The sequence below is a fragment of the Parabacteroides sp. AM17-47 genome (genome assembly GCF_003434625.1).
Classification (GTDB): domain Bacteria; phylum Bacteroidota; class Bacteroidia; order Bacteroidales; family Tannerellaceae; genus Parabacteroides; species Parabacteroides distasonis.
Genome location: NZ_QTLI01000015.1, coordinates 68,392 through 93,443, shown reverse-complemented (window position 1 = coordinate 93,443; position 25,052 = coordinate 68,392). Strand labels below are relative to the sequence as shown.

Sequence of the window (25,052 nt, the reverse complement as noted above, 5' to 3'; positions counted from 1 at the left end):
TTATGAATATAGCAATTGTTGGTACAGGTTATGTCGGATTGGTTTCTGGCACCTGCTTTGCGGAAATGGGTGTTCATGTCACTTGCGTGGACGTGAATCGAGAAAAAATAGAAAACTTACAGAACGGTCGGATTCCTATTTACGAACCCGGATTGGATGAAATGGTGATGCGCAATTTTCGTGAAGGAAGGTTGAGCTTTACGACCCATCTAACGTCTGTCTTGAATGATGTGGACATTGTGTTCTGTGCCGTGGGGACACCTCCCGATGAAGACGGAAGTGCCGATTTACGATATGTATTGGCAGTGGCAAAACAATTTGGTGAGAATATTCAGAAATATACCCTGCTTGTCACCAAATCAACAGTTCCTATAGGGACTGCCCAAAAAGTGAAGGCTGTTATTCAGGCAGAGCTTGATAAACGATGTGTGAATGTTCCCTTTGATGTAGCTTCCAATCCTGAATTTCTAAAAGAAGGAGCAGCCATCAAAGATTTCATGTCGCCAGACAGGGTTGTGGTAGGAGTGGAATCGAAAAGAGCCAAGGAGTTGATGGGTAAACTTTACCGTCCTTTCCTGCTGAACAATTTCCGGGTAATATTTACCGATATACCCAGTGCGGAAATGATAAAATACGCAGCAAACTCTATGCTGGCTACCCGTATCAGCTTCATGAACGATATTGCCAATTTATGCGAATTGGTGGGAGCTGATGTGAATATGGTGCGAAAGGGAATAGGTTCGGACAGCCGTATCGGAAGCAAGTTCCTTTACCCGGGTTGCGGTTATGGCGGTTCGTGTTTCCCGAAGGATGTTAAAGCTTTGATAAAGACCGCAGAGAAGCATGGATATGAAATGAAGGTGCTAAATGCGGTGGAGTCTGTGAATGAAAAGCAAAAGAGTGTACTTTTCAATAAATTGTTCAAGCATTATAAAGGGGCTTTGCAAGGGAAAAAGATTGCTGTTTGGGGACTTGCCTTCAAACCGGAAACAGACGATATGCGTGAGGCGACTTCATTGGTCACTATTGATCGGTTGCTGAGGGAAGGATGCAAAGTACGGGTGTATGATCCTGTGGCAATGGAGGAATGCCGTCGTCGTATGGGCGGGGGTGTGGAATATGCCGCAGACATGTATGATACTGTCTTGGAAGTGGATGCTTTATTGATACAGACTGAGTGGAAACAGTTCCGGCTACCCAATTGGAGCCTATTACTGAAATTGATGAACAATCCGGTCATCATTGATGGGCGGAACATTTATGACGCAGAAGAACTTCAACATTTGGGCTTTGATTATTACTGTATAGGAAGATGAATAAGTTGAAAGCATTAGTCTTTTACCAGTACCTACCTCCATGGAGGATTGATGTGTTTAATGAGATGGGTAAATATTATGACATGACCATCGCATTTACGGATGCTGACAGTGAGGGATTCACCTATAACAGGAAAGAATTGCTGGAAAAACTGGAGAATATTAAGGTCCTTTTCTTGACTAAAGGATTCAGGATTGGAAATAGGCCTGTACGTCTGGGAATTTTCAATTTAATCAAAAAAATAGATCCCGATGTCATTTTCTCCCATGAGTATTCCTATACAAGTATTTTGGTAGCCTTGTATAAGCAAATGGGGCTATTTCACTACAACTATTATCTGACAACATCTGACAACTTGAAAATGGCCGAAATATCTTCCGGATTGAAGGCTAAATCCAGGAGCTATGTATTGACCCACAGCAATGGGATTATAGTCTATGGTGATGCTGTGAAGCAATGGTATCAAAGAAGATTCCCCCGATTGCGGATAGAGGTATGTCCTAATATACAGAATCCTCAAACATTGTTGGCTTATCGCTCACAGTTTCAACCTATCCTTCAAAAATACATTCAACAATATGGTTTGGCAGGGACTTCTGTTATTCTTTACACAGGTAGGTTAGTAAAAGCAAAAGGGTTGGATTTGCTGTTAAATGCGTTTGCAAAAGCACAAATCGTAAATTATAGATTGGTCATTGTAGGTGAGGGGGAACTATCAGAAAGCTTGCAACAACAAGCAAAGCGACTTGGGCTGAAAGACAAAGTGGTTTTTGCCGGATTTCATACCGATGTCGGTTTGTATGCATGGTATGAAATAGCCAATTTTTTTATTCTGCCGAGTAGGTATGAACCCTTTGGCGCTGTTATTAATGAGTCTTTGGTTTACGGATGTCCCGTGGTGGCAAGCAAGTATATCGGTGCCACGGATTTTGTGACCAAAGGCAATGGAATGTTATTTGATCCCATGAATGAAACAGAATTCATTTACATAATAAGGCAAGCCTGTCGGAAATATTCCAATAAGCCTTTATCTAGGGCAAACTTGATGCCATGCTCTTTTGACAATTATGTATCTGCTTTTTATAATATTAATCGAAACAAGTGAAAATAGATTATCATAACATGCCGAAAGGGGCAGGTATGACAACGTTTGCCATACGCTACATAATGAACATTGTTCGAACATGGTATTTATTTCATTTGAAATATCCATGGGTGAAATACAATGGTTTCGTGAGAGTTATGGCTCACACTACTTTTGCCAGAGGCATGAAAATAAGTATTGGTCATAACGTCCAGTTTGGAGAATATTGCAATATCGCTTCTGATGTCGTATTTAAAAATAATATCTTGATAGCCGGACGTGTTTGTTTTGTCGGAAGAAATGATCATCAGTTTGATACTGTGGGTGAACTTATCTGGAATAGTTCAAGAGGGTACAATGGCATAACGATTGTTGAAGATGATGTATGGATAGGGCATAGTGCTACAATCGTGGGCGGTATCACTATCGGCAAAGGGGTGGTAATAGCGGCTGGAGCTGTAGTGACACAAGACATTCCGGACTGTGAAATTTGGGGAGGTGTCCCTGCAAAGAAAATAAAGGATCGGTTCTCGACAATTAGTGAGAAAGAACATCATCTACGATATATTAAAAGGATACAAGACAATAAAAGAAAGAATTAATATTACAATGATAATAAGCGGACTGCTTCACATAAACTTTCAGTATAATGGACTATCAAGATCTATGAATATGAAAAGATAAACATGAAAATAAAATGAGAAAAGTAGCATTAATTACTGGTATTACCGGCCAAGACGGTTCCTTCTTGGCCGAATTCCTTTTGGAGAAAGGATATGATGTACATGGCACCATTCGCCGCTCATCTGTTGATTTCAGGGAACGGATCGCGCATTTGGAAGGCCATCCCGCTTTCCATCTTCACTATGCGGATCTAGGGGATTCCACGAGTCTCTCGCAGGTGGTGAAGAGGGTAAAGCCTACGGAGATTTATAACCTCGCTGCGCAGAGCCATGTGCAAGTCTCTTTTGATTCACCGGAGTTCACGGCTGATGTGGATGCTACCGGGGTATTACGTATTCTAGAGGCGGTAAGGCAAAATGATCTTACGGGTACTTGTCGTATTTACCAAGCCTCTACTTCCGAATTATATGGGAAGGTGGAGGAGGTTCCTCAGAATGAGAAAACGCCTTTTCATCCGTATAGCCCCTATGCGGTGGCGAAGCTGTATGGTTATTGGATCGTAAAGGAGTATCGGGAGGCTTATCATATGTTTTGCTGCTCGGGTATCTTGTTTAACCATGAATCGGAACGACGAGGCGAGACTTTCGTGACTCGTAAGATCACGTTGGCTGCCGCACGTATCGCGCAAGGGAAACAGGACAGGCTTTTATTGGGTAATTTATCGTCGCTTCGTGATTGGGGGTATGCCAAGGATTATGTGGAATGTATGTGGCTGATCCTTCAAAATGAGAAACCGGAGGACTTCGTGATCGCTACGGGTGAGCAACATTCCGTACGGGAGTTTTGCGAATTGGCTTTCCGTTATGTGGGCTTTGAATTGTACTGGCAAGGTGAGGAAGAAAATGAGAAGGGAATCGACCGCAAGACGGGAAAGGTGCTGGTGGAGGTATCTCCCGATTTCTATCGTCCCACCGATGTGGTTAATCTTTGGGGAGATCCATCGAAAGCGAGACGTGAGCTGGGGTGGAATCCGCGAAAGACTTCTTTTGAGCAACTGGTGAAGATAATGGTGGACGCGGATATGGCGAAGGTGGCCGTGGAACGTGCCTCTGCGCATGTTCGTACTAATTTGGCTGAGTATCTAGAGAAGGGCATCGTGAAATGATGGAGAAGAACGCTAAGATATATGTAGCCGGCCATAGAGGATTGGTCGGCTCTGCCATTTGGGAGAATCTGGAAAGAAAGGGATATGAGAATCTGGTAGGACGTACGCATAAAGAGCTGGACTTATTGGATGGCATCGCTGTCAAGCGCTTTTTTGATGAGGAACAGCCGGAGTACGTGATTCTCGCAGCCGCTCATGTAGGGGGGATTATGGCGAATAGTAAGTATAGGGCTGATTTTATCTACCGGAACTTACAGATTCAGCAGAACGTGATTGGTGAGAGCTTTCGCCATGGGGTCAAGAAATTGTTATTTTTAGGTAGCACTTGTATTTATCCACGTGATGCGGAGCAGCCGATGCGAGAGGACGCTTTGCTGACTTCTCCGCTGGAGTACACGAATGAGCCGTATGCGATCGCCAAGATCGCAGGGTTGAAAATGTGCGAGAGTTTTAATCTGCAATATGGTACGAATTATATCGCTGTGATGCCGACTAATTTATATGGCCCGAATGATAATTTTGATTTGGAACGTAGCCATGTATTGCCAGCTATGATACGGAAGATCCATTTGGGCAAGTGTTTGAATGAGGGAGATTGGCAAGGTGTTTGCCGGGATTTAGATGCCCGTCCAGTGGAGGGTATTGATGGACATTGCTCCCAAGAGGAAATTCTTTTGGTTTTGGCTCGTTATGGGATCTCTTCGGATAAGGTGGAGCTATGGGGAACTGGTAAGCCGCTTCGAGAGTTCTTATGGAGTGAGGAAATGGCAGATGCGAGCGTATATATCATGGAACATGTGGATTTTAAGGATACTTATTCGCAAGGAGATACTGATATCCGTAATTGCCATATTAATATAGGTACCGGGAAGGAGATTTCGATCGCTACTTTGGCAGATTTGATCGTGAGAACAACCGGTTATCGAGGTAAGGTAGAGTTCAATCCCACAAAACCGGATGGAACTATGCGTAAATTGACCGATGTGACCAAACTGCATGAGTTGGGATGGCATCACCGGGTGGATATAGAGGATGGCGTGAGAAAAATGTATTATTGGTATCTAAGCGCTGTTATAAGATAAATGATTGCTTATGGATACGCATGTTGTTATTGCCTGAATACCTTGTATTCGGTTTTTATATGTATCTTTGTGAGAAAACAATAGATATATGATAGCTGAAATTAAATTCAAGAATATGTTCTCATTCAGAGATGAGACAGTTCTTAGCTTTGAGGCAGATAAGAGTAAGGATTTGGAGTCATATCATGTTGTTGAGCTGGCTCCGGATGTAAAATTACTTAAGTTAGCTGTCATTTATGGAGCCAATGCCTCAGGAAAAAGTAATATTATTAAGGTTTGCGATTTTATAAGGTCCTTTATAACTTGCACTCCACTTAATAAAGCGGAGCTAATTAAGATTGTTCCGTTCTTGCTAAATAGAACAAGTAAAGAACAAGCATCAGAGTTTTCTGTTTCATTTTATGCCATGAATGGAGACAAGGCTATCAGATATGTCTATTCCGTATTGTTGGAGACTACGCACATTGTCCGGGAAACCTTGATTTATTATCTCAGTCAACAACCGGCCACTGTTTTTGAACGTAGCATGGAAAACAATGTCTCTTCCATCAAATTTGGTCAAAAAGTTAAAATCAGTACGGCTGCAAAAGAGGAAATAACCTTAAAGTGTTTACCTAATATGTCTGTCTTTGCAGCTTACATGCAGGTAAATACCAATATTGCAGAAATGGAAACAGCCCTTCAGTATTTGACTAAACAAATGATGCCTGCGATAGTACCTACATCATCACTTAGCCGCTATGCAGAAGAGGCAATTAAAAAAGAAACTGCCAAAGAATATATCCTAAGGTATTTGCAGGAAGCAGACTTCAATATTTCGAATATTTCTTCAAAAGAGCAGGAGACTAAAAAGGGAGTAGTAAATTATACCATGTATCAGCACAAGGTCTCTTCCGGGTTGGGGGGGAATGATTACTATGAGTTCCCGGAGTTGTATGAATCAGATGGTACCATACGAACATTCGGCTTGGCATCCCAGATACAAAATAGTATTGGAAGCAATGCATTCCTTGCTGTAGATGAAATAGAATCATCTCTTCATCCTAAGTTGATCGAATATATGATTGAACGTTTCTTGAAGGAGTCAAAGCAAGCTCAGTTACTGCTTACTACTCATTATGACGGTCTGTTGGGGGAAGAGGATCTGCTTAGAAAAGATAATATCTGGTTCGCCGAGAAGAACACAGATGGAGCCAGTGTACTATATCCTCTAACTGATTTCAAAGGCTTGAATAGAATAAGCTCTCTACAAAAGGCGTATAAGTTTGGTAAATTTGGGGCAGTTCCTAATCTATAAATACCGGCCTTATGAGAAAAGTTAGAAAGAATATTGCCACTAGACAAGTCATTCATATTGTGGGTGAAGGACTGACTGAATTGTTTTATTTCAGTCATCTTAAAAAGTTTCTAGGCTACAGATACTCTATATCTCCACGTCTGTTTGAGAATAATAGTATCGAGAAGATTGATAAAAAGATAAAGGAGCTTCTAAATGAAGATGTATTTGTAATCTGTGTTTTCGATGCCGATGTTAGCAGACGATCAGATGCTGAAAATAGGAAGATGGCAGCTCTGAAAAAGAAATATGAGAAGAATGGTAATGTTATTCTGTGCGACAGTTTGCAATCAATCGAATATTGGTTCCTTTTGCATTTTGAGGATACTTGCCGTCATTTCCTAGATTCAGCAGCTACAGAAAGGGCTTTGAAGCGCTATCTTCCAACATACGGCAAAACACGTAAATATCTGGAAAAAGATAGCTGGGTAAGGGATATGATTGCAGATGCAAAAATGATTAAAGCTTGTGAACTTGCTGAGAAGTATCAAGGTCGAGATTCATATAGTGAGATTTATAAAGCTATTAAAAAAGTAAAAGAATAGTAATCCATAATCTATTCTCTATCTTATCTCCAAGCTCTCCGGTCTTCTTTTTCTCCTTAGGGGAAGTAAGAAGGCCGGTTTCTTTATCGTCTATCCTTTATCGCTTTGAATGTCCTCTTCCTTTTTAGATAAAATGCCAGAATTAAACTGTCCCGCATAAGTTCCGGGATGGTGCTCAGTGTACTTTTCTCCAGATTCTCTTTACGCTTGGGCGCATATTCCGGCTTCAGCTGGTGATAGGCTTTCCGTGCCTCATAAACCGCTTTCGCATTTTGGATATGACCTTCCATCAGAAACTTAGCGGCGGCGATATAGTCCAGCCAAAAGCGAATGCGCATCACATGCTTTAAATCAGCTTCCCGGGAGTTCTTATAAAGCATCAGCAAACTATTCCGGAAATTGAGGAAGGTCTTGCGGGGACTTTCCGCGTTCAAGGTGGCTCCACCGACGTGGTAAACGATGGATTGTGGGACGCATACCAACCGATATCCCCGTGAACGTAAACGCCAGCACATATCGACTTCTTCTTGATGTGCGAAGAATCCGGCATCTAATCCCCCGACTTCCTTATACGTAGCCGTACGAACGAATAAGCAGGCTCCTGTCGCCCATAAGATATCGGCGGGAGTGTCGTATTGCCCCTCGTCCTTTTCCACGATATGCAAGATTCTCCCCCGACAAAATGGATAGCCGTATTTGTCAATGTATCCTCCGGCCGCACCCGCGTACTCGAAGTATTCTTTATTTCGTTGAGCCCGTATTTTGGGTTGGACACAAGCGATTGACGGATCAGAGTCGAGAGTGGCAATCGGGGCATCTAACCAATTGGGAGTAACTTCTACGTCGCTGTTTAATAAAACGCAATATTCATGGTCGAGCCTTTTGAGCGCTTGATTATATCCTTCGGCAAAACCATAATTCTGGTTGAAGGAGATAATGCCAACGGTCGGGAATTTTGCTTTCAACATCTCGATCGAGTAATCGGTGGAACCGTTATCTGCTACGATAACCTCCGCCCATTCCGGAGAGTTGGATACGACGGAAGGAAGGAATTCCTCCATTAGCTTTCTTCCGTTCCAGTTTAAGATGACAATCGCTACTTTTTTCATCCTTGTTGCTCGTGTTTATGTTTCCAACGTTTATGGGTCCATAGCCAGTAGGCCGGATCACGCAAGATCATTTTCTCTAAAAGTCGTGCGTATCGCTCGGTGATGTAATTCTCCGGAGTCTCTTTTGGATTCTCCGTAATCAGCTTCATGTCTACGGTGTAATATCCTCTTTTTACTTTTTGGGTATCGAGGAAGATCACAGGCAGGTTCAGTTTCCGTGCGATACGCTCCGGACCGGTTAATATGGCTGTATCTTGATGAAGGAACTCGGTCCAATAATGCAGGTTGGCCTTGCTGGGTGTCTGGTCCGCCAAGAAGATGACGACAGATTTGGTTTTGTCTTGTTTTAACTTGATGATATCCCGTATCGTATCGTTTTTCTTGATGCCGAAAGAACCGAACTGTGTCCTGAGATCGGCGAATAGCTTATCAAAGGCCTTGTTGTTTAACGGACGGTATATCTGATAGATGCGTGAGTCCTCGAAACGGGTGGTCGATCCGGAGAACCATTCCCAGTTGCCATAATGCCCCATCGTGAGGATGAAGCAAGTATGGCCTTTCTCCATAAGTTGGTCAACCAATTCCGGGTTCTTCAGATAGGCTCGCTGTTGTATCTCATCCAGAGAGATATGGGCCAATTTAATCGTTTCCACGATATAATCGGCGAAATGATGGTAGAACCGGCGTTCCAACTGACGCCACTCAGCCTTGGATTTATCCGGGAAAGAGGCGGTTATATTACGGCGCACTACTTTTACCCGGTATCCGGCTATCTTATAGATAAGGACATATAGGATGTCTGATAACACGTATAAAGCTCGCATGGGAAGTAAGGCGTGTACTTTTACCCAGCTATAAAGAAAGGCATATTGTATTTTATCCCACATCTTAGTTGACGGTTGATGATTGATTGTTGACTATTAATGCGGTGCGATCCTCATTCCAGCCGCCTAGTACGACTTTGCGGGTCTCATTGACCAAAGCGGCATCATAAGGGATTTCTACCTTTATATAGTTCTCGGTGAAACCGTGCATTTTGCCGTCTTTCTTGGTGTGTTCGAATAAGACATTCGCTTCTTGTCCGATATGGGCCTCATAAAAGGCATGAAGTTTCTGGTCTGAGATATCCAAGAGTTGTTGACTGCGTGCGTGTTTGGTCTTTGGGTCTACTACATAATCGATCTTCAGCGCTTGGGTACCCGGGCGTTCCGAATAACTGAACACGTGCAGTTGGCTTATATCCAAGCTATCGATGAATTGGCGGGCCTCCTCGAAGTACTCGTCTGTCTCGCCACGGGTTCCAACGATTACGTCTACGCCAATGAAAGCATGCGGCATTACTTCCTTGATCTTTTCGATCTTATGACGGAAAAGAGCGGTGTCGTAACGGCGGCGCATTAATTGCAAGACAGCATCGCTACCGCTTTGTAAAGGGATATGGAAATGAGGTGCGAAACGTTTGCTGTGAGCCACGAAGTCTATTGCCTCGTCGGTAATCAGATTCGGCTCGATGGAAGAGATACGATAGCGTACGATTCCCTCTACCTCATCCAAAGCCCGGATTAAGTCGATAAAGGTCTCGTCGGTACTTTTGCCGAAATCCCCGATATTTACCCCTGTCAATACGATCTCCTTTCCTCCTTTACGTGCGACTTCCTGCGCCTGTTCCACCATGCTGGCGATCGTCCCGTTCCGGCTTCTTCCGCGGGCGAAGGGTATGGTGCAATAAGAGCAATAATAATCGCATCCGTCTTGTACTTTCAAGAAATGACGGGTACGGTCGTCCGCCGAGCAGGAAGGGGAGAAGGAACGTATATCCTTGCTTTGTGAGGCGATAACAGTTCCTCCGTGTTCTTTCTTCTCTAGGTTCTCCAGATATTGAAGGATCTCTAATTTCTGTTCGGCGCCAAGAACCAAGTCCACGCCTTCTATATGGGAGACTTCCTCCGGCTTCAACTGTGCGTAGCAACCGGTCACCACGATAAAGGCACCGGGGTGTTGCTTGCTGATCCGGCGGATCGCTTGCCGGCATTTCTTGTCGGCTAGTTCCGTTACGGAGCAAGTATTCACCACGCATATATCCGCTTTTTCCCCGGGACGCACCTTGCGTACCCCTTGTTCGGCTAATAGCTTTCCAATGGTAGAGGTCTCCGCGAAATTTAGTTTGCAACCCAGCGTATAATAAGCGGCCTTTTTATTGTTAAATACGGTCTGATCTATCATTTTCGATTTAGTTAGAGTGCAAAGGTACTAATTAAGCCCGGATTAGTAAAGAGTTCGGATTGAGATGGACTTAAAAACTCTTTACTATTGCATAAATAGTTTTCCGGAAGCCTATCTATTCTTCTTTACTATTGGATATATTCTACAAACCACGTCGTGGTCTGTGCGATTCACGTCGTGGTCTGTATAAACCATGACGTGGTCTGTAAAAACCATGCCGTGAACTAAGGAATAGATACAGTCAAGCAACATTATTTATGAAGACTTGTTATCGAATAGTCCTTGCTGCGGCCTTGTTTTGTTTATTGTGCCGATAGAGGAAATACGGTAACTAGGGCTCCACTAAGATTAATACCGGATTGTTATCATTCTCGGGTTGCTCCCAATCGATTAGGTAACGGTTGTCGTTTGAGATGTATTTGGGAGTGAAATAGGCTTCTTCGGGAAGTTCAAATGAGTTTTCCGGGTATATGAATTGTACATAGGCTAATTGCTTCTCCGCTATATCATAATATAATGTATAGGTATCTTTATCGGAGAAGTTATGCATATAGAGCCGGTCTCCGATTTGCCCGGGTATGACAGGGATCGTCTTTGTCCTGAACAGGTCGTTTTTTATATCGTCTATCGTGATATTATAACGGAGTTCCTCGGGCGTTCGGTATTTACCTAGATCGAGGACGGCATAAGGAGTTAGCTTCATGTCGTTGGAAACTTTAAATATCGTATCGCAGAACAACTCCTTAAATGCGGCAATCTTATTTCCGTCGAAAGGACGGAACTCATAGGTAAATGTCATGACGAAAGGAGGTTCTGTATAAGATTTATAGTAAGGTATGCTATCCGATATGACTGTATCTTGGCAAAAATAGAACCGAATGGGTGCGTTGCCAGAGAGGTTGGGTACGTGACCTAGGATAACGTTCGTCTTAGGGAGTGGATAAAATCCCCGGATGTTCTTATCCGGAATTTGAATGGTTTGGTGGAATTTCCCTTGCCAATCGTATACCTTTATTCGGATGGGGCTATCTTTTATATAAATAAGATGATCATGAGGTTCTAGTCCGGATATACGACTAAACTCATCCGGACCTCCTCCTTGTTTGCCGATATCGTATAAATATTTTCCTGCCAAGTCGAAAACAGAAGCTCTGTTATCATGCTGCACCAATAGCTTATCGCCGTGTTTAATAATGCGGGAGATGTATTTGATCAAGATTGAGTCATTCGTTTGCAGAGGGATGAATTGGATGGATTTCGCCCATTTCTTTAAGGCTACTTCTTGAGGTTGATGGTCAAAAACAGTTGCTAGGTCAATTGTTATACATTCCTCTGATTTCTCGCTTGTGCCGGTACAAGCGGTTAGTAATATCGCAAATATAATAAGCCATTTATTCATAAAAATATCTTTGTCCTAAAGTTAATAGGACAAAGATATTTAATTTATTTCGAAATATTCGTAGTATTATGAAGATTTTGTACTGTTATTTCCAATCCACTAAGGATGATTTAAAATAGTTCCAATCGGCCTTTTCCCATAAGGGGGCTTGCGCGCCAAGTCTTACTTTATATTCGTCCCAATGTGTGTTCTCTACTTTGGACCAACCTTTTTCGGCGACACCTGCCAAACGGGGCATTAACAGGAATTGCAGATCTCTGAAATTGGTGATCGTCTCGCACCAGATAGCGGCTTCTATACCCGCTACATCTTTTTGAGGATTCTCTACAGTTGGGTTGAAGGTCATCGGGTCCCAGTCGTACATTTCTTGGATCGTTTGTTTCTCATAGGCGGCCATACCTAAACGTTCTTGCTCCGCGTTTTGGGTGGAGTCCGCACTTGGTTCCAGATATTTATGGTCCAGATAAACGTAACCGCTCGGCGAGAGAATCACTTTCGCTTTTTTGGATATACCAAGTCCCGGATCTTTTGGTGCCTCTTTCATGAATTCGGCGAATAAGGCCATGATCTCTTTATATTCGGCAGGTATATTATCTTTTTTCTTAGAAGAGTCCTCGCTTTTTTGCTTCAGATAAATCCAGTGCTGGATGACATCGCCTTCCGAGATATCCGCACGGGCGGTTTCTTGCCAGCCGACCATTTTCTTTCCATTCTTCAGTACGATTTCCCGTGTCTTATTTATAAAACGGACGAACTTATCATGGGGTAAGCCGATCGCCTCGTCGCCTCCGATATGAATGTAGTTTCCGGGTGCTAAAGCGGCTAGCTCCGCGATAACATCCTCCGTAAATTGCATCGCTTTCGGATCGTCTACATCGAGGGCATTGAAGGCCTGCCCCGGGATGTTAACCTTGGTCTTGAATTTAACCGCGTTCTTGAAATCCGGATAGGCGGCGAATACGGCAGCTGTATGCCCCGGGATATCCACTTCCGGGATGATCGTGATGAAGCGTTCGTTCGCGTAATTCACGAGATCCTTGAATTCCTCTTGCGTATAATAGCCACCTTTTCTGCCGTTGTTGGGAAGTTGACCTCCTATTTCCGCTAGCTCGGGATATTTCTTGATCTCGATACGCCAACCTTGGTTATCGGAAAGATGCATATGCAGTACGTTCATCTTATATAAGGCGACCATATCGATCACTTGTTTCACTTCCTCGGGATCGAAGAAGCAACGAGATACATCGAAAGAGAGTCCGCGCCAAGCGAAACGAGGTGCGTCCTTCACTTCCAGTAGCGGTAGATAAATCTTCTCGCCTCCGGGCTGTAGGTTACCACCCACGATTTGTTTCAAGGTAGTGATACCTCGATAGATACCTTCTAGGGTAGTGGCCTTGATGTAGATGTTTCTCTTTTGGATGGAGAGGGAGTAAGACTCATCTACGGGGACACTATCTTTCGGACTCAATCCATAAGCTTTTGGCAGGTCGGCGAACTCTTTCGGATCTGTCAACTCGAGGAAGATGATGCAATTCGATTCTTTGTCTGAGGCAGAAGCCAGCTTGATGCCGGACAACTTTTCTATCTCGTTGGATAGCAACTCGCCCATACCCTTTAAGGATTCGTCCGCATAACCGATCTCGATGCCGGGATGAATCGTGAATGTACCTTCGCCTACTGTCATTTGGGCCGGAGCGGGGATAATGCTTACGCTTCTTTCTCCAACATCTGGGGATGAACAGGCGATAAATGTAATAAAACTACAGAGGGTCAATGCCCATGCGAGAGTGATTCTTTTCATTCTTATTTTAAATTTATAGGTTATATCATGGCAAAAGTAAGGATTTGTTTTTACTTTTACGCGAATTTCACAAAAGTGTGCTATGATCAAAGAGAATTTCATTAAGATTTACGAGGAGAGTTTCAAGGAAAACTGGGCCTTGCCGGCATTAACGGATTACGGGAAAAGTAAAACCTTTACTTTCGGTGATGTAGCAACGGAGATCGCACGTATTCATCTTTTATTCCATGAGTGCCAAGTCCGTCGTGGAGACAAGATCGCGTTGATCGGTAAAGACAGCTCCCGTTGGTGCATCGCTTATATGGCGGTTGTTACTTATGGGGCGATTATCGTGCCTATTCTTCAGGACTTTAATCCGAATGATGTACATCATATTATTAACCACTCGGAATCTGTCTTTTTGTTTGTTAGCGACCGGATTTGGGATTCTTTGGAGGAAGATAAGATAGAAGAGGTTCGCGGTGTATTCTCTCTTTCCGATTATCGTTGCTTGCATCAACGGGATGGAGAGAATATCCAGAAGTTGATGAAATCGCTGGATGAGAAGATGACCGAGAAATATCCGGATGGCTTCACCCAAGAGGATATCAAATACGCTGAGTTGGATAATGACAAGGTGGTAGAGATCAACTATACATCGGGTACGACCGGATTTAGCAAAGGGGTTATGTTGACGGGGAATAATTTAGCCGGAAACGTGACGTATGCCCGGACACTGGATCTATTGTTCCGGGGTGAACGTGAGTTATGTTTCCTGCCTCTGGCCCATGCCTATAGTTGCGCTTTCAATTTATTGGTACCCATGGCATTCGGTGTGCATGTCTATTTATTAGGTAAGGTGCCGTCTCCTAAGATCTTATTAAAGGCATTCGAGGAGGTGAAGCCGAACTTGATCTTGATGGTTCCCCTGATTTTGGAGAAGATCTATAAGAAGATGATCCTTCCTCAGTTGAATAAGCGAACCTTGAAGTTGGCCTTGAATATCCCACTGTTGGATTCACGTATCTATGCGCAGATCCGCAAACATTTGGTGGATGCCTTGGGAGGACGTTTCCGTGAAGTGATCGTGGGGGGTGCCGCCATGAATCAAGAAGTAACGGATTTCTTGTATAAGATCAAATTCCCGTTCACGATCGGTTATGGTATGACGGAATGTGGCCCGTTGATCAGTTATGACCATAATAATGAGTATGTGCCCGGTTCTTGCGGACAGATCTTGAAAGGGATCATGAAAGTCCGTATCGATTCGGAAGACCCTTATAATAAGGTAGGCGAGATTCAAGTATCGGGCGAGAACGTAATGAAAGGCTATTATAAGAATGATGAGGCAACCCAAAATGTCTTCACGGAAGATGGCTGGCTAAGGACTGGTGATTTGGGTACGATCGATCATGACAACCGTATTTTTATACGTGGACGTAGCAAGACGATGATCTTGGGCGCTAGCGGACAAAATATTTATCCGGAAGAGATTGAATCCAAATTGAACAATTTGCCATTCGTGATGGAGAGTTTGGTCGTGGAGAAAAACGGGAAATTGATCGGGATGGTGTATCCGGATTACGATACGGTGGATAGTACGGGTATCTCGCATACGGATCTTCCAGTTATCATGGAACAAAATAGGATAGAGTTGAACAAGCTCCTGGCTCCTTACGAAACGATCTCGGAGATACAATTGTATCCGACAGAATTCGAGAAAACACCGAAGAAAAGCATTAAGCGTTACCTGTACAGTAATTATTGATAAATAAATAGAAAGCAAACGCAGCTAATATTCAGCATATTGTAAAAGCGGTAGAAAATAATTCAAAAAAAAACGTCTTATGTTGTACAACATATATGATTAATACATACATTTGCATCGTTTTACAACAACAAGATATTATAGACCGTTTAAATTAAGAACAAAATGAAAAAGTTAGTTGCATTTGCTGCTGTTATCGCAGCTGTATCATTCGCATCTTGTGGCAACAAATCTGCTGAATCTACCGAATCTGTTGCTGAAACAGAAGAGGCTACTGTAGTTGAGGAAGCTCCTGTAGTAGAAGAGGATGCTGCCGCTACTGATTCTGTAGCTGTTGAGGTTACTGACTCTGTTGCCGTAGAAGCTGCTCCTGCTGAATAATAATCAGTAAACGAGTTTTGAGGACAGTCTGTATGCGTTGAACATACAGACTTTTTTTGTTTATAAACCATAGATAATGATATGAGACAAATTTTACTTCTTCCATTGGCCGCTCTATTGGCTATGCCGGTATTCTCGCAGACTCCTGCCGATACGACGCTTACGATCCGGAATATAGAGATTCAGGGTACCCGTTTCGCCGGGTTGAGCGAGAGGGGCGGGATGAAAATCTTGCGGGTAGATAATAACTTGAGTAGCGTTACCAATACGGCGGCGGATGCTTTTCGCCAATTGCCTTCTGTCATAACCGATATGGAAGGAGCCGTTACATACAGGGGCTCCGGTAATGTCGGGATGCTTGTCGATGGAGTTCCTTACGGTTTGCTGGAAGAATATAGCGGTGACGTGCTGATCCAACTTCCCGCCCTGTTCTTTAACCAGATCTCATTAGGGGCATTTCCTCCGATTAATGCGGTGCCGGATGGTGATGTGGGCATACTCAATCTGGTGCCTCGTATGTATGGAACGGGAGATTCCCCTCTATATGTTACGCTTGGGGCGGGATGGAATGAGCGATATAACGCAGGAGCGGTATTGAATTTGCATCCCGGAAAATTCCATATCAACGCGAAATACAATTATAGGAGGGAATACCGGGAACGATCTTTCAGCAAATCGACCGCGACCGCTAAAAACCGGACGGAGATGAATAATAATGCCACGGCTCGTCCGGACGTACATGTGGCGGATATGAAAGTAGACTATGATCTTTCCGCGAAAGACCGGATCACCGTGCATGGCCTGTATCATTTGATGGATTATAGCCGGTATGGACGCATTAACAACCGGGTATTCAACCCGAAAGGGGAGCAAATGAAGTACGTGATCCGTAACCGGTATAACGACCAGCGTCAGGAAGCTTATGCCGCCGAAGCGTATTGGAACCATGAGATTTCGGAGAATCAAGGTTTTTATACCGTATTCAACTATAATAATTTCTCGTATGATGAGGATAATGATTTCAAGAATGAGAATCCTCAAAACGGGAATATCGTCTCGGAGGATAACCAATCTATCGACCATACGAAACATAATTATTTCTGGGGATTTGGATATGGGCAGGAGATCGATGGTTGGGATTTCAAGCTTGGTTATATAGGTCGTGCGCGAAACGAGGATTATCTGACGGCTGCTTTTGATAAGGTGGACGGTAGTTTTGAGCTAAGTCCGGCGAAATCGTATAATTACGATTTCAAACGTTATCTGAATTTGATCTATGCGGACGTGGTTAAGAATTGGGGCGCTTTTAACGCGGAGATAGGGATACAGGCGGAATTTAGTCATTTTAAGATGAATGAGTTTAGCCCTTCTTGGATCAACGACCCTTATTGGCAGGGGATAAAAGGCAAAGAGAACAAGAGCTCTCGTTTTCATTTGTATCCTCGTGCCCGTTTTACTTATGAGGTGAATAAGAGCAATCGTTTAAGCTTGAGTTATCAGCAACGGGTGATTCGTCCGAATGGCAGCTATTTGTGCTCTTTCTTGAATAACAGTGATCCTACCCATATCATACAGGGGAATCCGGGCTTGAAGGATGAGTTTATCCATAACGTAGAGCTAGGATATCTGTTTTCGGCTCCCCGTTTTCGTTTGACTCCGGCTATTTATTACCGGAATCGTACGAATCGTATCATGGAAACCGCTAGCCAAGTAAATGACGAGACGGTTTGGAAGAAAGAGAATATCGGACATAGCCAAGCAGTCGGAGCCGACTTGTCCGGTAGCTGGAATCCGGTACGTATCTTGACGGTCGGTTTCTCCGGGGATATCTATCGGGACGAGATCGATGGGCGTACGATAGGCTATGGCGAGAAGAAATCCTTGGTTTGCTGGGATGTGAAGGGGAATGTGAACGTAAGTATTACGCCGACTACGGATTTTCAGGTAGACGGCTTCTACGTTTCCGACCAGCTTACGCCTCAAGGTAAGATCAAAGGCCGTTATAGCGTAAATGCCGGTCTCTCTCAATATTTCCTCAATCGTAAATTATGCGCGAACTTAAGTATCAACAATATATTCGATAGTTTAGAAGAAACAACGATTATTGATGCCCCGAACTTAGAAATGACGCAAAAGCGCAATCGTGATGCCCGGGTAGCTTGGCTTACGTTGACTTATCGTTTATAAAGTAGGTTCCGTGCCCTGTGTTCCATCTTGTTTGTGCTTTTGGATGAACAAGATGAAACGCATGGAACGGTCGTACGTGAAATAATTCCAGATCCAGTCGATCAGTACAATTAGCTTATTCTTGATTCCTAAGATGGAACGTAAATGTACGAGCATCCAAACCAACCATGCCGTAAATCCGTGTAATTTCACCTTATTTAAATCGGCAACCGCTTTATTCCTGCCGACAGTAGCTAAAGTTCCCAAATTCTTATAATGGAAAGGCCTCGGTTTTTTTAGAGCCTCGATCCGTTGTAGATTTTCGGCTAATAACTCACCTTGCTGAATCGCTACCTGAGCGACTTGCGGATGTCCGTTCGGGTAATCCGGTTCTGCCATCCAGCAGACATCTCCTATGGCGAATATATTGGATAAGCCTTTTACTTGATTACATTCATTGACGATAATCCGTTCCCCCCGGGTCAAGAGTTCTCCTTCGATATGATCGAAATGCACCGCTTTCACACCACTTACCCAAAGTAAGGTTCTAGTGGGTATGGTTTGTCCGTCATCTAAGAAAACGTTCCCATCCTTATAGTCCACGACACGCTTCTGAAGAATGATGTTAACGCCCATATCCTCAAGGAAGCGTTTAGCGTTGGAGGAGGCTTCCGGAGACATGGCCCCTAGTAATTTAGGGGACCCTTCTATCAGATAGATATTCATATGAAAGTTTCCTAGATCCGGATAGTCTTTCGGCAAAACAAACCGTTTCATCTCGGATAAAGCGCCGGATACTTCTACACCTGTAGCCCCTCCACCTACAACAACTATATTTAGCAAAGCTTGCTTCTCGTCCGGGTCCGTACAAGTAGTCGCTTTCTCTAAATTAATTAATAAGGTGTCTCGTAAAGCTAACGCCTCTTCTACCGTTTTCATGGGTAGAGACTGTTCCTCGATCGTTTTGTTTCCAAAGAAGTTGGTGATAGTTCCAGCGGCGATTACAAGATAATCATATTCCAATTCGCCGATGGAGGTTTGAATGGTATGCCCTTTCGGATTGACGCCATATACCTCTGCCAACCGGAAGTAAAAGTTCTTTCTCTTCTGGAATATCTTTCGATATGGAAAGGATATTTCATTATATTCTAAGCCGGAGGACGCTACTTGATAAAGCAGGGGAGGAAACTGGTGATAGTTGTTCTTGTCGATTAAGACTACTTGAAACTTGCTCTTTTTCAATTTCTCAGCTAGTTTTAACCCCCCAAATCCGCCCCCGATAATTACGACCCGCTTTTTGTCTGTGTAAGGAATGTTGAAGCCCATGATCTAAACGCTTTTTTTATATAAACATAGAAAGAAGCGAATTGGTTCTTCCGTTAATTATTAATGAATGTAAGCGGGTAGAGGCTTTATTTACAGGAAGGTTTATCGTGTTTCGGGGAAATACGTTTCTTTACCTTCCGCTTCAATCGCAAAAACTGCAATATGGAAAGTATACGCATCAAGATTATGAATAAGATAACCCCTAGCAAAATATAGCAAATTATCGGCGATGTCATTTTACCCTCTTCTTCACAAATTTTATCCCAGTCTTTAATTTGGAATAGTAAAACATAAAAAAATATGGTGGTCATTATACACTATCTTTTATTAGATCATCCATACGGATAGGTGTCTAAAATCAATGAGGCAAAGATAAATGAGTATAACTTATTAGGAGTTATACAACTTGACAATTTAAATGTATATTCTGATAGGGGGTGTTTTTTACAACGATTTAAGTTTTTTCCTTAGCTCCGTGGGACTATATCCAAAGCGTGCCTTGCAAAATTTGTAGAAATGCGAATGCGAGGAGAAATCGAATTCATCTATTATATTCTTAAAATCATCCTCGCTGTTAGCTATGGCGACCAATAGTCGTTTGGATTTCTCTTGCATCAGCCATTCGTAGGCTGGAATACCGAAAACTTTTTTAAACTTCATCCGAAAGGAATTTACTCCGTAACCTATCATTTGAGCTAGATCTGTTACTGTTTTAGCTTTTATATAATTCTCGGCGATGAGTCTCTCAAACTCTGCTGAATGCGTACTTGATAAATAGAAAAAGTAGTCTAATTCCTCTTTTCTATAAAGCTTTTTCAGTAAGTAGAATAATTCCGTTCTCTTTAATTCATACAGAGGGTAGTTCAGGAAATTATTTTCAAGATATTGTCCGACAAGTTCTAGAAAACCGTATAAAGGTTCCACTATTTTCAGTTCTATCCACTTAGAGATAGGTTGAGGTAATATTCCGTACGGATGTTGGTAATACGGTAATTCATTCATCGTTAAACTGTCAAAAAAGAAAATGATGATTTTTGAACCTAGGGTGATATCATATGTATAATTTTCAAATGATCTTAGAAAGATCATATACTGTTCACCGATTGTTTTCTTTTCTTCTTTAGTGGAATATATAGTTATGGATCCGCTTAAGATAAAAATAATCATATCGCTGGATAAACCAGATAAGGTTTGTGTTATTTCCTCTGACATCAATATGATACTAAAGCCAGCGTGTAAGATTCGGTTTTCAGATGTTTCCGGAGAAATTCTGTTAATAAGCTTGTTCATGAAATTATTGTTATTTAGTTTGTTATACAAATATTTCCCCCTTCAGTAAATCTAGATGCAAAAAAAGCGCAATGTATTAGTATGGTCTGTATACAAACTATCATTTTTTGTATACATTATGATATGAATGAAAAATAAATAGGAATCAGAGGAGGTCTCTGATTCCTTGTAAAATAAGATCTCCCATTTTTTTATGGGAAGAATTAAGTTTACTAATACTTTAGGAGGGTAATTTCTATTATCACAATAGAATGAAATAAAAACTAAATACGTCTTACAAATGAAAATAAGACATTACGTATGAACAAGCTTGAATATTATAACGTATTGTGTTTTATTTTCTAAGTCGTTTTATTTATCCGTGCGGAATGGAAGCACCGGTAATCCTTGTATGTTTTGCAAGTTGCCAATTTGGAAATTCCGGAAACCATAACGAGCGGCTATTGGGGCTTTTACGCCCGGAGCTGAGATAATAACGGTTTTCTTGTTAGCGTCTATAGTTGCGTTTGCCTTGTGGAAACGCATGTCTTTTCCGGCTATCTCGAAGCCTATGATCCCGTTATCTCGATTGAAGCCATCTTCCGCATTCTTGAAAAAAAGAATGATTTTATCTTTATCTATTTCCATATGATCGTATTGGGGGCCCTCACAAGCGATGGTTGTATAACCATAGGTTTTGTTTAGAGCCATATAACAAAGACGCTCACCGATCTTTTGTTTCTCTTTGGGGTGTATTTGCCGTTTCTCGTAATCCTGTACCAGATCGTTTGTGGAAACAATACCGCTATTGGGGATCAACCGGGTGGCTTTGTATTGCTCTTCACGAAGGTACGCGGCTTGGTCTCCTTCTCCATATTCGTAAGGGGCGATTTCTACCAGATAGAAAGGTAATTCTCCTTGTCCCCATAATCCTCTCCAATGTTCTACCATTGTCGCTAGGCGTTTAGCGTAGTCCGGGTGTCCGACATTTGACTCTCCTTGATACCATAGGAAACCTCTGACCGTATATTTGCTGGCTGGTTTCAGCATTCCGTTATACATGATCATGGGTTGTAGCATCGGATGGATTTTCTCATCGTTACCCGCTAAGGATAGATCGATATCGCTATAATTCCGCAGGATGTCTTTGGGCAACCAACCTTCCACTGTGGAGCCGCCCCAGCTACAATTGATGATACCTACCGGCACGTTCAACACCTCGGTCAACAGGGTTGCGAAGAAATAGGCGGTAGCTCCGAACTCCGGGGCGTTTCGCGGATCACATACTTTCCATTCGCCACCTACCGGATAATCTTTCGGTTCCAAGGCTCCGACCCGTTGGATCGTAGCGTAACGGATCGAGTTCTTATATTTCCCGGATGTAGCGATAGCGTGGTTACCTCCCTCGATAGGGCAGTGCCAGAAACCTCTTAATGGCATTTCCATATTAGATTGGCCGGAACCGAACCATACCTCGCCGATCAGAAGATCATGCAAGACAATCTTGTCTTGTCCATTCTCTAATGTTAACTGTTGCTTTTCGAAACTGGCCGAGGGCGTCTGAACCCAGATTTCCCATCTGCCTTGATCGTTTACTTGGGCCGTGTATTCCGTATTGTCCCAAGAACTACGGACTTTCAGGCTTGAATTTGGGGTTGCATTTCCCCAGAGCCGTACTTTAGTGGCTTGTTGGAGTACCATGTTGTCGCCTACCAAAGCTGGCAGCTTGATCTCGGCCCGGAGGTTCACCAAACCGAGAAGGAGGCCGATCGCCATCCAATAGAATTTGTTCATATCGCTTGTTTTTTTTGATGTCGGAAACTTCCGACGGTTGTTAATCTGATAAAAAAGAGCCGGCAGGCGGTCTTTCGGACGGCTATTCGCCGGTAAGTCGTTCGATAATCTCCATACACATCCGTCCGTTGTGATAGGGACATTTCCAGAAACCGGCCTTGTCATCCTCGCGATTGATCTCGTGATCGAGCGATACGCTCCAATGCCATTCCCCTTGTTCCTTGTCGATCAAATAACGCTGAATGAATTTCCAGCATGTATAGGCTGTGCCTAAGGCAGGCTCATCTCCGAAATGTTGATACAAGTTGAAATGACCCACTACATTCTCGGCTTGCACCCACCAATGCAGGTCCGTGTCGGCTTTCTTCTCATCCGGGTGATACTCGTAAATGAGGCTACCGTTCGCTAATAACCCGTCTTCGGCCGCTATCGCTATCTTTTGAACCAAAGGCTCTACTTTCTGAAGGATCTCGTTGTTTCCCAATTCGATAGCGGCCTCATGCAGTAACCAAGATGCCTCTATATCATGACCGTAGGAGATGATACGGTATTTGCTTTCCCAATCCTCGTTGAAAAAGAGGTTTAAATGATAGGTACGGTGATCCAAAATCTTGTCGGTGAAAATCAGGATCAAGTTTCGGAGTTGTTTTTTGAGGTGCTCGTCTTTCCATACCCGGTACAAGTTGGTATAAGGTTCGAGGATATGCAGATGGGTATTCATTGTTTTTTTCTCATTCTCATCCTTGTCGCTGAGTCGCATATCCTCTATCAGTTTCCAGTCTTTCGTAAAGGCTTCCATATAACCGTTCTTTTCCGGGTCGAAACTATATTGTTCGATCGCCTTGAAGAGACGGATCGCATAATCCAACGCTTCTTTATCTCCGGTAGCCCGGTTGTACTCGCTTAATCCGTAGATAGCGAATCCTAAGGCGTAGATTTGCTTTTTGGTTTGCACCGGTTGACCGGTATAGTCTAATTCCCAGTAAATACCCTCGAATTCTTGGTCGTAGAATTTATCGATAAGGTAGCGTTTTGCACGGGTCGCCGTTTCCAGATATTCCGGCTTTCGTAATAAACGGTATGCGGCGGAGAATGTCCATAGGATACGGGCGTTCAAGATGGCGCCTTTAGGGGCATGTACGACTCGTTGGCCGTTTCCCGTGATTTGCCCATGGAAACCACCATACTCATTATCAATCATTCGGTTCATCCAAAAAGGGAGGATATTGTTCTCTAGCTCCCATTGAACCTCGTTTTGTAAATCTTCGGTGATTTTATTCATTTGTTTCTTTTCTTTTGGTTTCTAATGTAGCGGTGATTTCCTTCATCTTTGTCTCGCTAAGCGGATAGAAAGCGATAAATACAACAGACAGGATCGTACCTACGGCCGGTAAGAAACTGAGGAACATCTTGATTCCGCTAATCGTTTCCTCGCTTTGTACGGTATTGGCCTGAAATCCGAAGAAAGCGAGCAGCCAGCCTGTGATAGCCGTGCCGATCGCCCATCCGAATTTCTGGCTCATAGACGAGGAACTGAAGATCAATCCTGTGGCACGGTTCCCGGTTTTTAGTTCTGAGTAATCCGTGCAATCGGCGTACATGGACCAAAGTAAGGGGAAAATACTACCGGCGCAAATACTGATGAACACTTGGAACGTGAATATCAGGGCTAGATCCGTCTTGTCGAGCCAGAAAAAGAGGATGCTTAAGACCGAGGCGATCAGCATGGAGCCCATATAGGTTCTTTTCTTTCCGATCCGGTTGCTTAATGGGGCGGCCAAGATTACTCCGATAATGTTTGCCGCCTGTCCTACCGCCAGATATAATCCGCTTAAGACGAAGGAGACTCCGAAAAGAGATACATTGGCATAGGCTTCCTCAACGATAAAGTATTTGAAATAATATACGGTAGCCCCGTCGCGGATGGAATTGAAAACCAGAGCGGAGACACCTGCTCCCAATAGTATCCACCAAGGCTTGTTGCGCAATAGGTCTCTCAAGTCATCTTTTAACGAGCCTTGTTGCTCTTTAATCGGTTTTACCCGTTCTTTTGTCCATGCGAAACATCCATAAAAGAGAATGGCGCACAGGATAGCGATAACTACGACCGCTAGGGTCCATCCATGTTGTTGATCCGCCAATTCATCGCTATTTCCGCTAAAGAAACGCACCATCGGCATGAATAGCAACAGGGCTATAAAACTGCCGATATAGGCGAATACCATGCGGTACGTAGAAAGGGTATTACGGTCTTGCGGCAATGGACTCATTACTCCAAGCAAGGATGCGTAAGGCACGTTTATGGCGGAGTACACCATCATCATCAAGGAATAGGTGATATAGGCATAGATCAAATTACCTGTTTGTCCGAAAGAAGGAGTCGTGAAAGTGAGCACTCCGATAGCGGCGAACGGGATCGCCAGCCAAAGCAAATAAGGGCGAAATTTTCCCCAGCGTGTTTGCGTACGATCCGCCGCGACGCCGACAATCGGGTCAAAGACCGAGTCCCATATACGAGTTATCAAGAACATCGTACCTACGGCTGCTGCCGGTAATCCGAATACGTCCGTATAGAAAATCATCAAGTAAGCGCCAAACAGTTTCCAGAACATGGACGATGCCATGTCCCCGAAACCGTAGCCTATCTTCTCTGTTAGTTTAATCATATGAGTGGTTTTTGTAGG

20 protein-coding genes are annotated in these 25,052 nt (G+C 43.3%); 10 read left to right on the top strand and 10 right to left on the bottom strand.

Annotation, left to right across the window (positions count from 1 at the left end; genetic code table 11):
* Positions 1-2: 2 nt before the first annotated feature.
* The 7 genes from DW205_RS13360 to DW205_RS13330 all read left to right on the top strand — a co-directional run bounded on the left by DW205_RS13360 (position 3) and on the right by DW205_RS13330 (position 7,153).
* Entirely contained in the window at positions 3-1,316 is a 1,314-nt protein-coding gene (locus DW205_RS13360; RefSeq protein ID WP_005865546.1) for a UDP-glucose/GDP-mannose dehydrogenase family protein, read from the top strand.
* Entirely contained in the window at positions 1,313-2,422 is a 1,110-nt protein-coding gene (locus DW205_RS13355; RefSeq protein ID WP_005865548.1) for a glycosyltransferase, read from the top strand. The genes DW205_RS13360 and DW205_RS13355 overlap by 4 nt, the downstream gene beginning before the upstream one ends.
* Positions 2,419-3,003 carry a DapH/DapD/GlmU-related protein gene (locus DW205_RS13350; RefSeq protein WP_009018610.1) on the top strand — a complete coding sequence of 195 codons (585 nt, stop codon included), beginning with the start codon at positions 2,419-2,421 and terminating at the stop codon, positions 3,001-3,003. The genes DW205_RS13355 and DW205_RS13350 overlap by 4 nt, the downstream gene beginning before the upstream one ends.
* A 95-nt stretch (positions 3,004-3,098) precedes the next feature.
* On the top strand, positions 3,099-4,190 hold the full coding sequence (gene gmd / locus DW205_RS13345) for a GDP-mannose 4,6-dehydratase (RefSeq protein WP_005865553.1): 1,092 nt from the start codon (positions 3,099-3,101) through the stop codon (positions 4,188-4,190).
* On the top strand, positions 4,190-5,272 hold the full coding sequence (locus tag DW205_RS13340) for a GDP-L-fucose synthase (protein ID WP_008778095.1): 1,083 nt from the start codon (positions 4,190-4,192) through the stop codon (positions 5,270-5,272). The genes gmd and DW205_RS13340 overlap by 1 nt, the downstream gene beginning before the upstream one ends.
* A gap of 88 nt (positions 5,273-5,360) precedes the next feature.
* Positions 5,361-6,569 (top strand): ATP/GTP-binding protein, encoded by a 1,209-nt coding sequence (locus tag DW205_RS13335; RefSeq protein ID WP_005865557.1) that lies wholly within the window; start codon positions 5,361-5,363, stop codon positions 6,567-6,569.
* 11 nt (positions 6,570-6,580) lie between these two features.
* Positions 6,581-7,153, top strand: a complete 573-nt coding sequence (locus tag DW205_RS13330) for an RloB family protein (RefSeq protein ID WP_005865560.1) — start codon at positions 6,581-6,583, stop codon at positions 7,151-7,153.
* An 83-nt stretch (positions 7,154-7,236) separates the two neighbouring features.
* Here DW205_RS13330 and DW205_RS13325 read toward each other — a convergent pair whose 3' ends face one another.
* From DW205_RS13325 to DW205_RS13305, 5 genes are all read right to left on the bottom strand, one after another.
* A complete protein-coding gene (locus tag DW205_RS13325) occupies positions 7,237-8,262 on the bottom strand; it encodes a glycosyltransferase family 2 protein (protein WP_005865561.1) in 1,026 nt (341 codons plus the stop codon).
* Positions 8,259-9,149, bottom strand: coding sequence for a lysophospholipid acyltransferase family protein (locus DW205_RS13320; RefSeq protein WP_005865563.1), 891 nt, complete (start codon positions 9,147-9,149; stop codon positions 8,259-8,261). The genes DW205_RS13325 and DW205_RS13320 overlap by 4 nt, the downstream gene beginning before the upstream one ends.
* A 1-nt stretch (position 9,150) precedes the next feature.
* The gene (gene mtaB, locus DW205_RS13315; protein WP_005865565.1) at positions 9,151-10,485 is read right to left on the bottom strand and encodes a tRNA (N(6)-L-threonylcarbamoyladenosine(37)-C(2))-methylthiotransferase MtaB; all 1,335 of its coding nucleotides are present in this window, start codon (positions 10,483-10,485) and stop codon (positions 9,151-9,153) included.
* Positions 10,486-10,816: 331 nt separating this feature from the next.
* Positions 10,817-11,884, bottom strand: coding sequence for a 6-bladed beta-propeller (locus tag DW205_RS13310; RefSeq protein ID WP_005865567.1), 1,068 nt, complete (start codon positions 11,882-11,884; stop codon positions 10,817-10,819).
* A gap of 85 nt (positions 11,885-11,969) precedes the next feature.
* The gene (locus DW205_RS13305) at positions 11,970-13,685 is read right to left on the bottom strand and encodes a family 20 glycosylhydrolase (RefSeq protein ID WP_005865569.1); all 1,716 of its coding nucleotides are present in this window, start codon (positions 13,683-13,685) and stop codon (positions 11,970-11,972) included.
* Between the two features lie 82 nt (positions 13,686-13,767).
* On the opposite strand from DW205_RS13305, the gene DW205_RS13300 reads away from it, so the two are divergent.
* From DW205_RS13300 to DW205_RS13290, 3 genes are all read left to right on the top strand, one after another.
* Complete coding sequence (locus DW205_RS13300) at positions 13,768-15,432, top strand: AMP-binding protein (protein WP_005855185.1); 1,665 nt, start codon at positions 13,768-13,770, stop codon at positions 15,430-15,432.
* 165 nt (positions 15,433-15,597) lie between these two features.
* Positions 15,598-15,813 (top strand): hypothetical protein, encoded by a 216-nt coding sequence (locus DW205_RS13295; RefSeq protein WP_005855187.1) that lies wholly within the window; start codon positions 15,598-15,600, stop codon positions 15,811-15,813.
* A gap of 81 nt (positions 15,814-15,894) precedes the next feature.
* Positions 15,895-18,000, top strand: coding sequence for an outer membrane beta-barrel family protein (locus DW205_RS13290; RefSeq protein WP_005865572.1), 2,106 nt, complete (start codon positions 15,895-15,897; stop codon positions 17,998-18,000).
* Here DW205_RS13290 and DW205_RS13285 read toward each other — a convergent pair.
* From DW205_RS13285 to DW205_RS13260, 5 genes are all read right to left on the bottom strand, one after another.
* A complete protein-coding gene (locus DW205_RS13285) occupies positions 17,995-19,305 on the bottom strand; it encodes an NAD(P)/FAD-dependent oxidoreductase (protein WP_005865574.1) in 1,311 nt (436 codons plus the stop codon). The two genes, DW205_RS13290 and DW205_RS13285, sit on opposite strands and share 6 nt — an antisense overlap.
* A 444-nt stretch (positions 19,306-19,749) precedes the next feature.
* Positions 19,750-20,595 (bottom strand): AraC family transcriptional regulator, encoded by an 846-nt coding sequence (locus DW205_RS13275; RefSeq protein ID WP_005865576.1) that lies wholly within the window; start codon positions 20,593-20,595, stop codon positions 19,750-19,752.
* A 351-nt stretch (positions 20,596-20,946) separates the two neighbouring features.
* Positions 20,947-22,368, bottom strand: coding sequence for a sialate O-acetylesterase (locus DW205_RS13270; RefSeq protein WP_005865579.1), 1,422 nt, complete (start codon positions 22,366-22,368; stop codon positions 20,947-20,949).
* A gap of 82 nt (positions 22,369-22,450) precedes the next feature.
* Positions 22,451-23,650, bottom strand: a complete 1,200-nt coding sequence (locus DW205_RS13265; protein ID WP_005865581.1) for an AGE family epimerase/isomerase — start codon at positions 23,648-23,650, stop codon at positions 22,451-22,453.
* Complete coding sequence (locus DW205_RS13260; protein ID WP_005865583.1) at positions 23,643-25,034, bottom strand: MFS transporter; 1,392 nt, start codon at positions 25,032-25,034, stop codon at positions 23,643-23,645. The genes DW205_RS13265 and DW205_RS13260 overlap by 8 nt, the downstream gene beginning before the upstream one ends.
* Positions 25,035-25,052 lie beyond the last annotated feature (18 nt).

Excerpts from the sequence above, each read along its gene's own strand:
- DW205_RS13360 (WP_005865546.1), top strand. The coding sequence starts at position 3 with ATGAATATAGCAATTGTTGGTACAGGTTATGTCGGATTGGTTTCTGGC.
- DW205_RS13355 (WP_005865548.1), top strand. The coding sequence starts at position 1,313 with ATGAATAAGTTGAAAGCATTAGTCTTTTACCAGTACCTACCTCCATGG.
- gmd (WP_005865553.1), top strand. The coding sequence starts at position 3,099 with ATGAGAAAAGTAGCATTAATTACTGGTATTACCGGCCAAGACGGTTCC.
- DW205_RS13340 (WP_008778095.1), top strand. The coding sequence starts at position 4,190 with ATGGAGAAGAACGCTAAGATATATGTAGCCGGCCATAGAGGATTGGTC.
- DW205_RS13335 (WP_005865557.1), top strand. The coding sequence starts at position 5,361 with ATGATAGCTGAAATTAAATTCAAGAATATGTTCTCATTCAGAGATGAG.
- DW205_RS13330 (WP_005865560.1), top strand. The coding sequence starts at position 6,581 with ATGAGAAAAGTTAGAAAGAATATTGCCACTAGACAAGTCATTCATATT.
- DW205_RS13325 (WP_005865561.1), bottom strand. The coding sequence starts at position 8,262 with ATGAAAAAAGTAGCGATTGTCATCTTAAACTGGAACGGAAGAAAGCTA.
- DW205_RS13320 (WP_005865563.1), bottom strand. The coding sequence starts at position 9,149 with ATGTGGGATAAAATACAATATGCCTTTCTTTATAGCTGGGTAAAAGTA.
- mtaB (WP_005865565.1), bottom strand. The coding sequence starts at position 10,485 with ATGATAGATCAGACCGTATTTAACAATAAAAAGGCCGCTTATTATACG.
- DW205_RS13310 (WP_005865567.1), bottom strand. The coding sequence starts at position 11,884 with ATGAATAAATGGCTTATTATATTTGCGATATTACTAACCGCTTGTACC.
- DW205_RS13305 (WP_005865569.1), bottom strand. The coding sequence starts at position 13,685 with ATGAAAAGAATCACTCTCGCATGGGCATTGACCCTCTGTAGTTTTATT.
- DW205_RS13300 (WP_005855185.1), top strand. The coding sequence starts at position 13,768 with ATGATCAAAGAGAATTTCATTAAGATTTACGAGGAGAGTTTCAAGGAA.
- DW205_RS13295 (WP_005855187.1), top strand. The coding sequence starts at position 15,598 with ATGAAAAAGTTAGTTGCATTTGCTGCTGTTATCGCAGCTGTATCATTC.
- DW205_RS13290 (WP_005865572.1), top strand. The coding sequence starts at position 15,895 with ATGAGACAAATTTTACTTCTTCCATTGGCCGCTCTATTGGCTATGCCG.
- DW205_RS13285 (WP_005865574.1), bottom strand. The coding sequence starts at position 19,305 with ATGGGCTTCAACATTCCTTACACAGACAAAAAGCGGGTCGTAATTATC.
- DW205_RS13275 (WP_005865576.1), bottom strand. The coding sequence starts at position 20,595 with ATGAACAAGCTTATTAACAGAATTTCTCCGGAAACATCTGAAAACCGA.
- DW205_RS13270 (WP_005865579.1), bottom strand. The coding sequence starts at position 22,368 with ATGAACAAATTCTATTGGATGGCGATCGGCCTCCTTCTCGGTTTGGTG.
- DW205_RS13265 (WP_005865581.1), bottom strand. The coding sequence starts at position 23,650 with ATGAATAAAATCACCGAAGATTTACAAAACGAGGTTCAATGGGAGCTA.
- DW205_RS13260 (WP_005865583.1), bottom strand. The coding sequence starts at position 25,034 with ATGATTAAACTAACAGAGAAGATAGGCTACGGTTTCGGGGACATGGCA.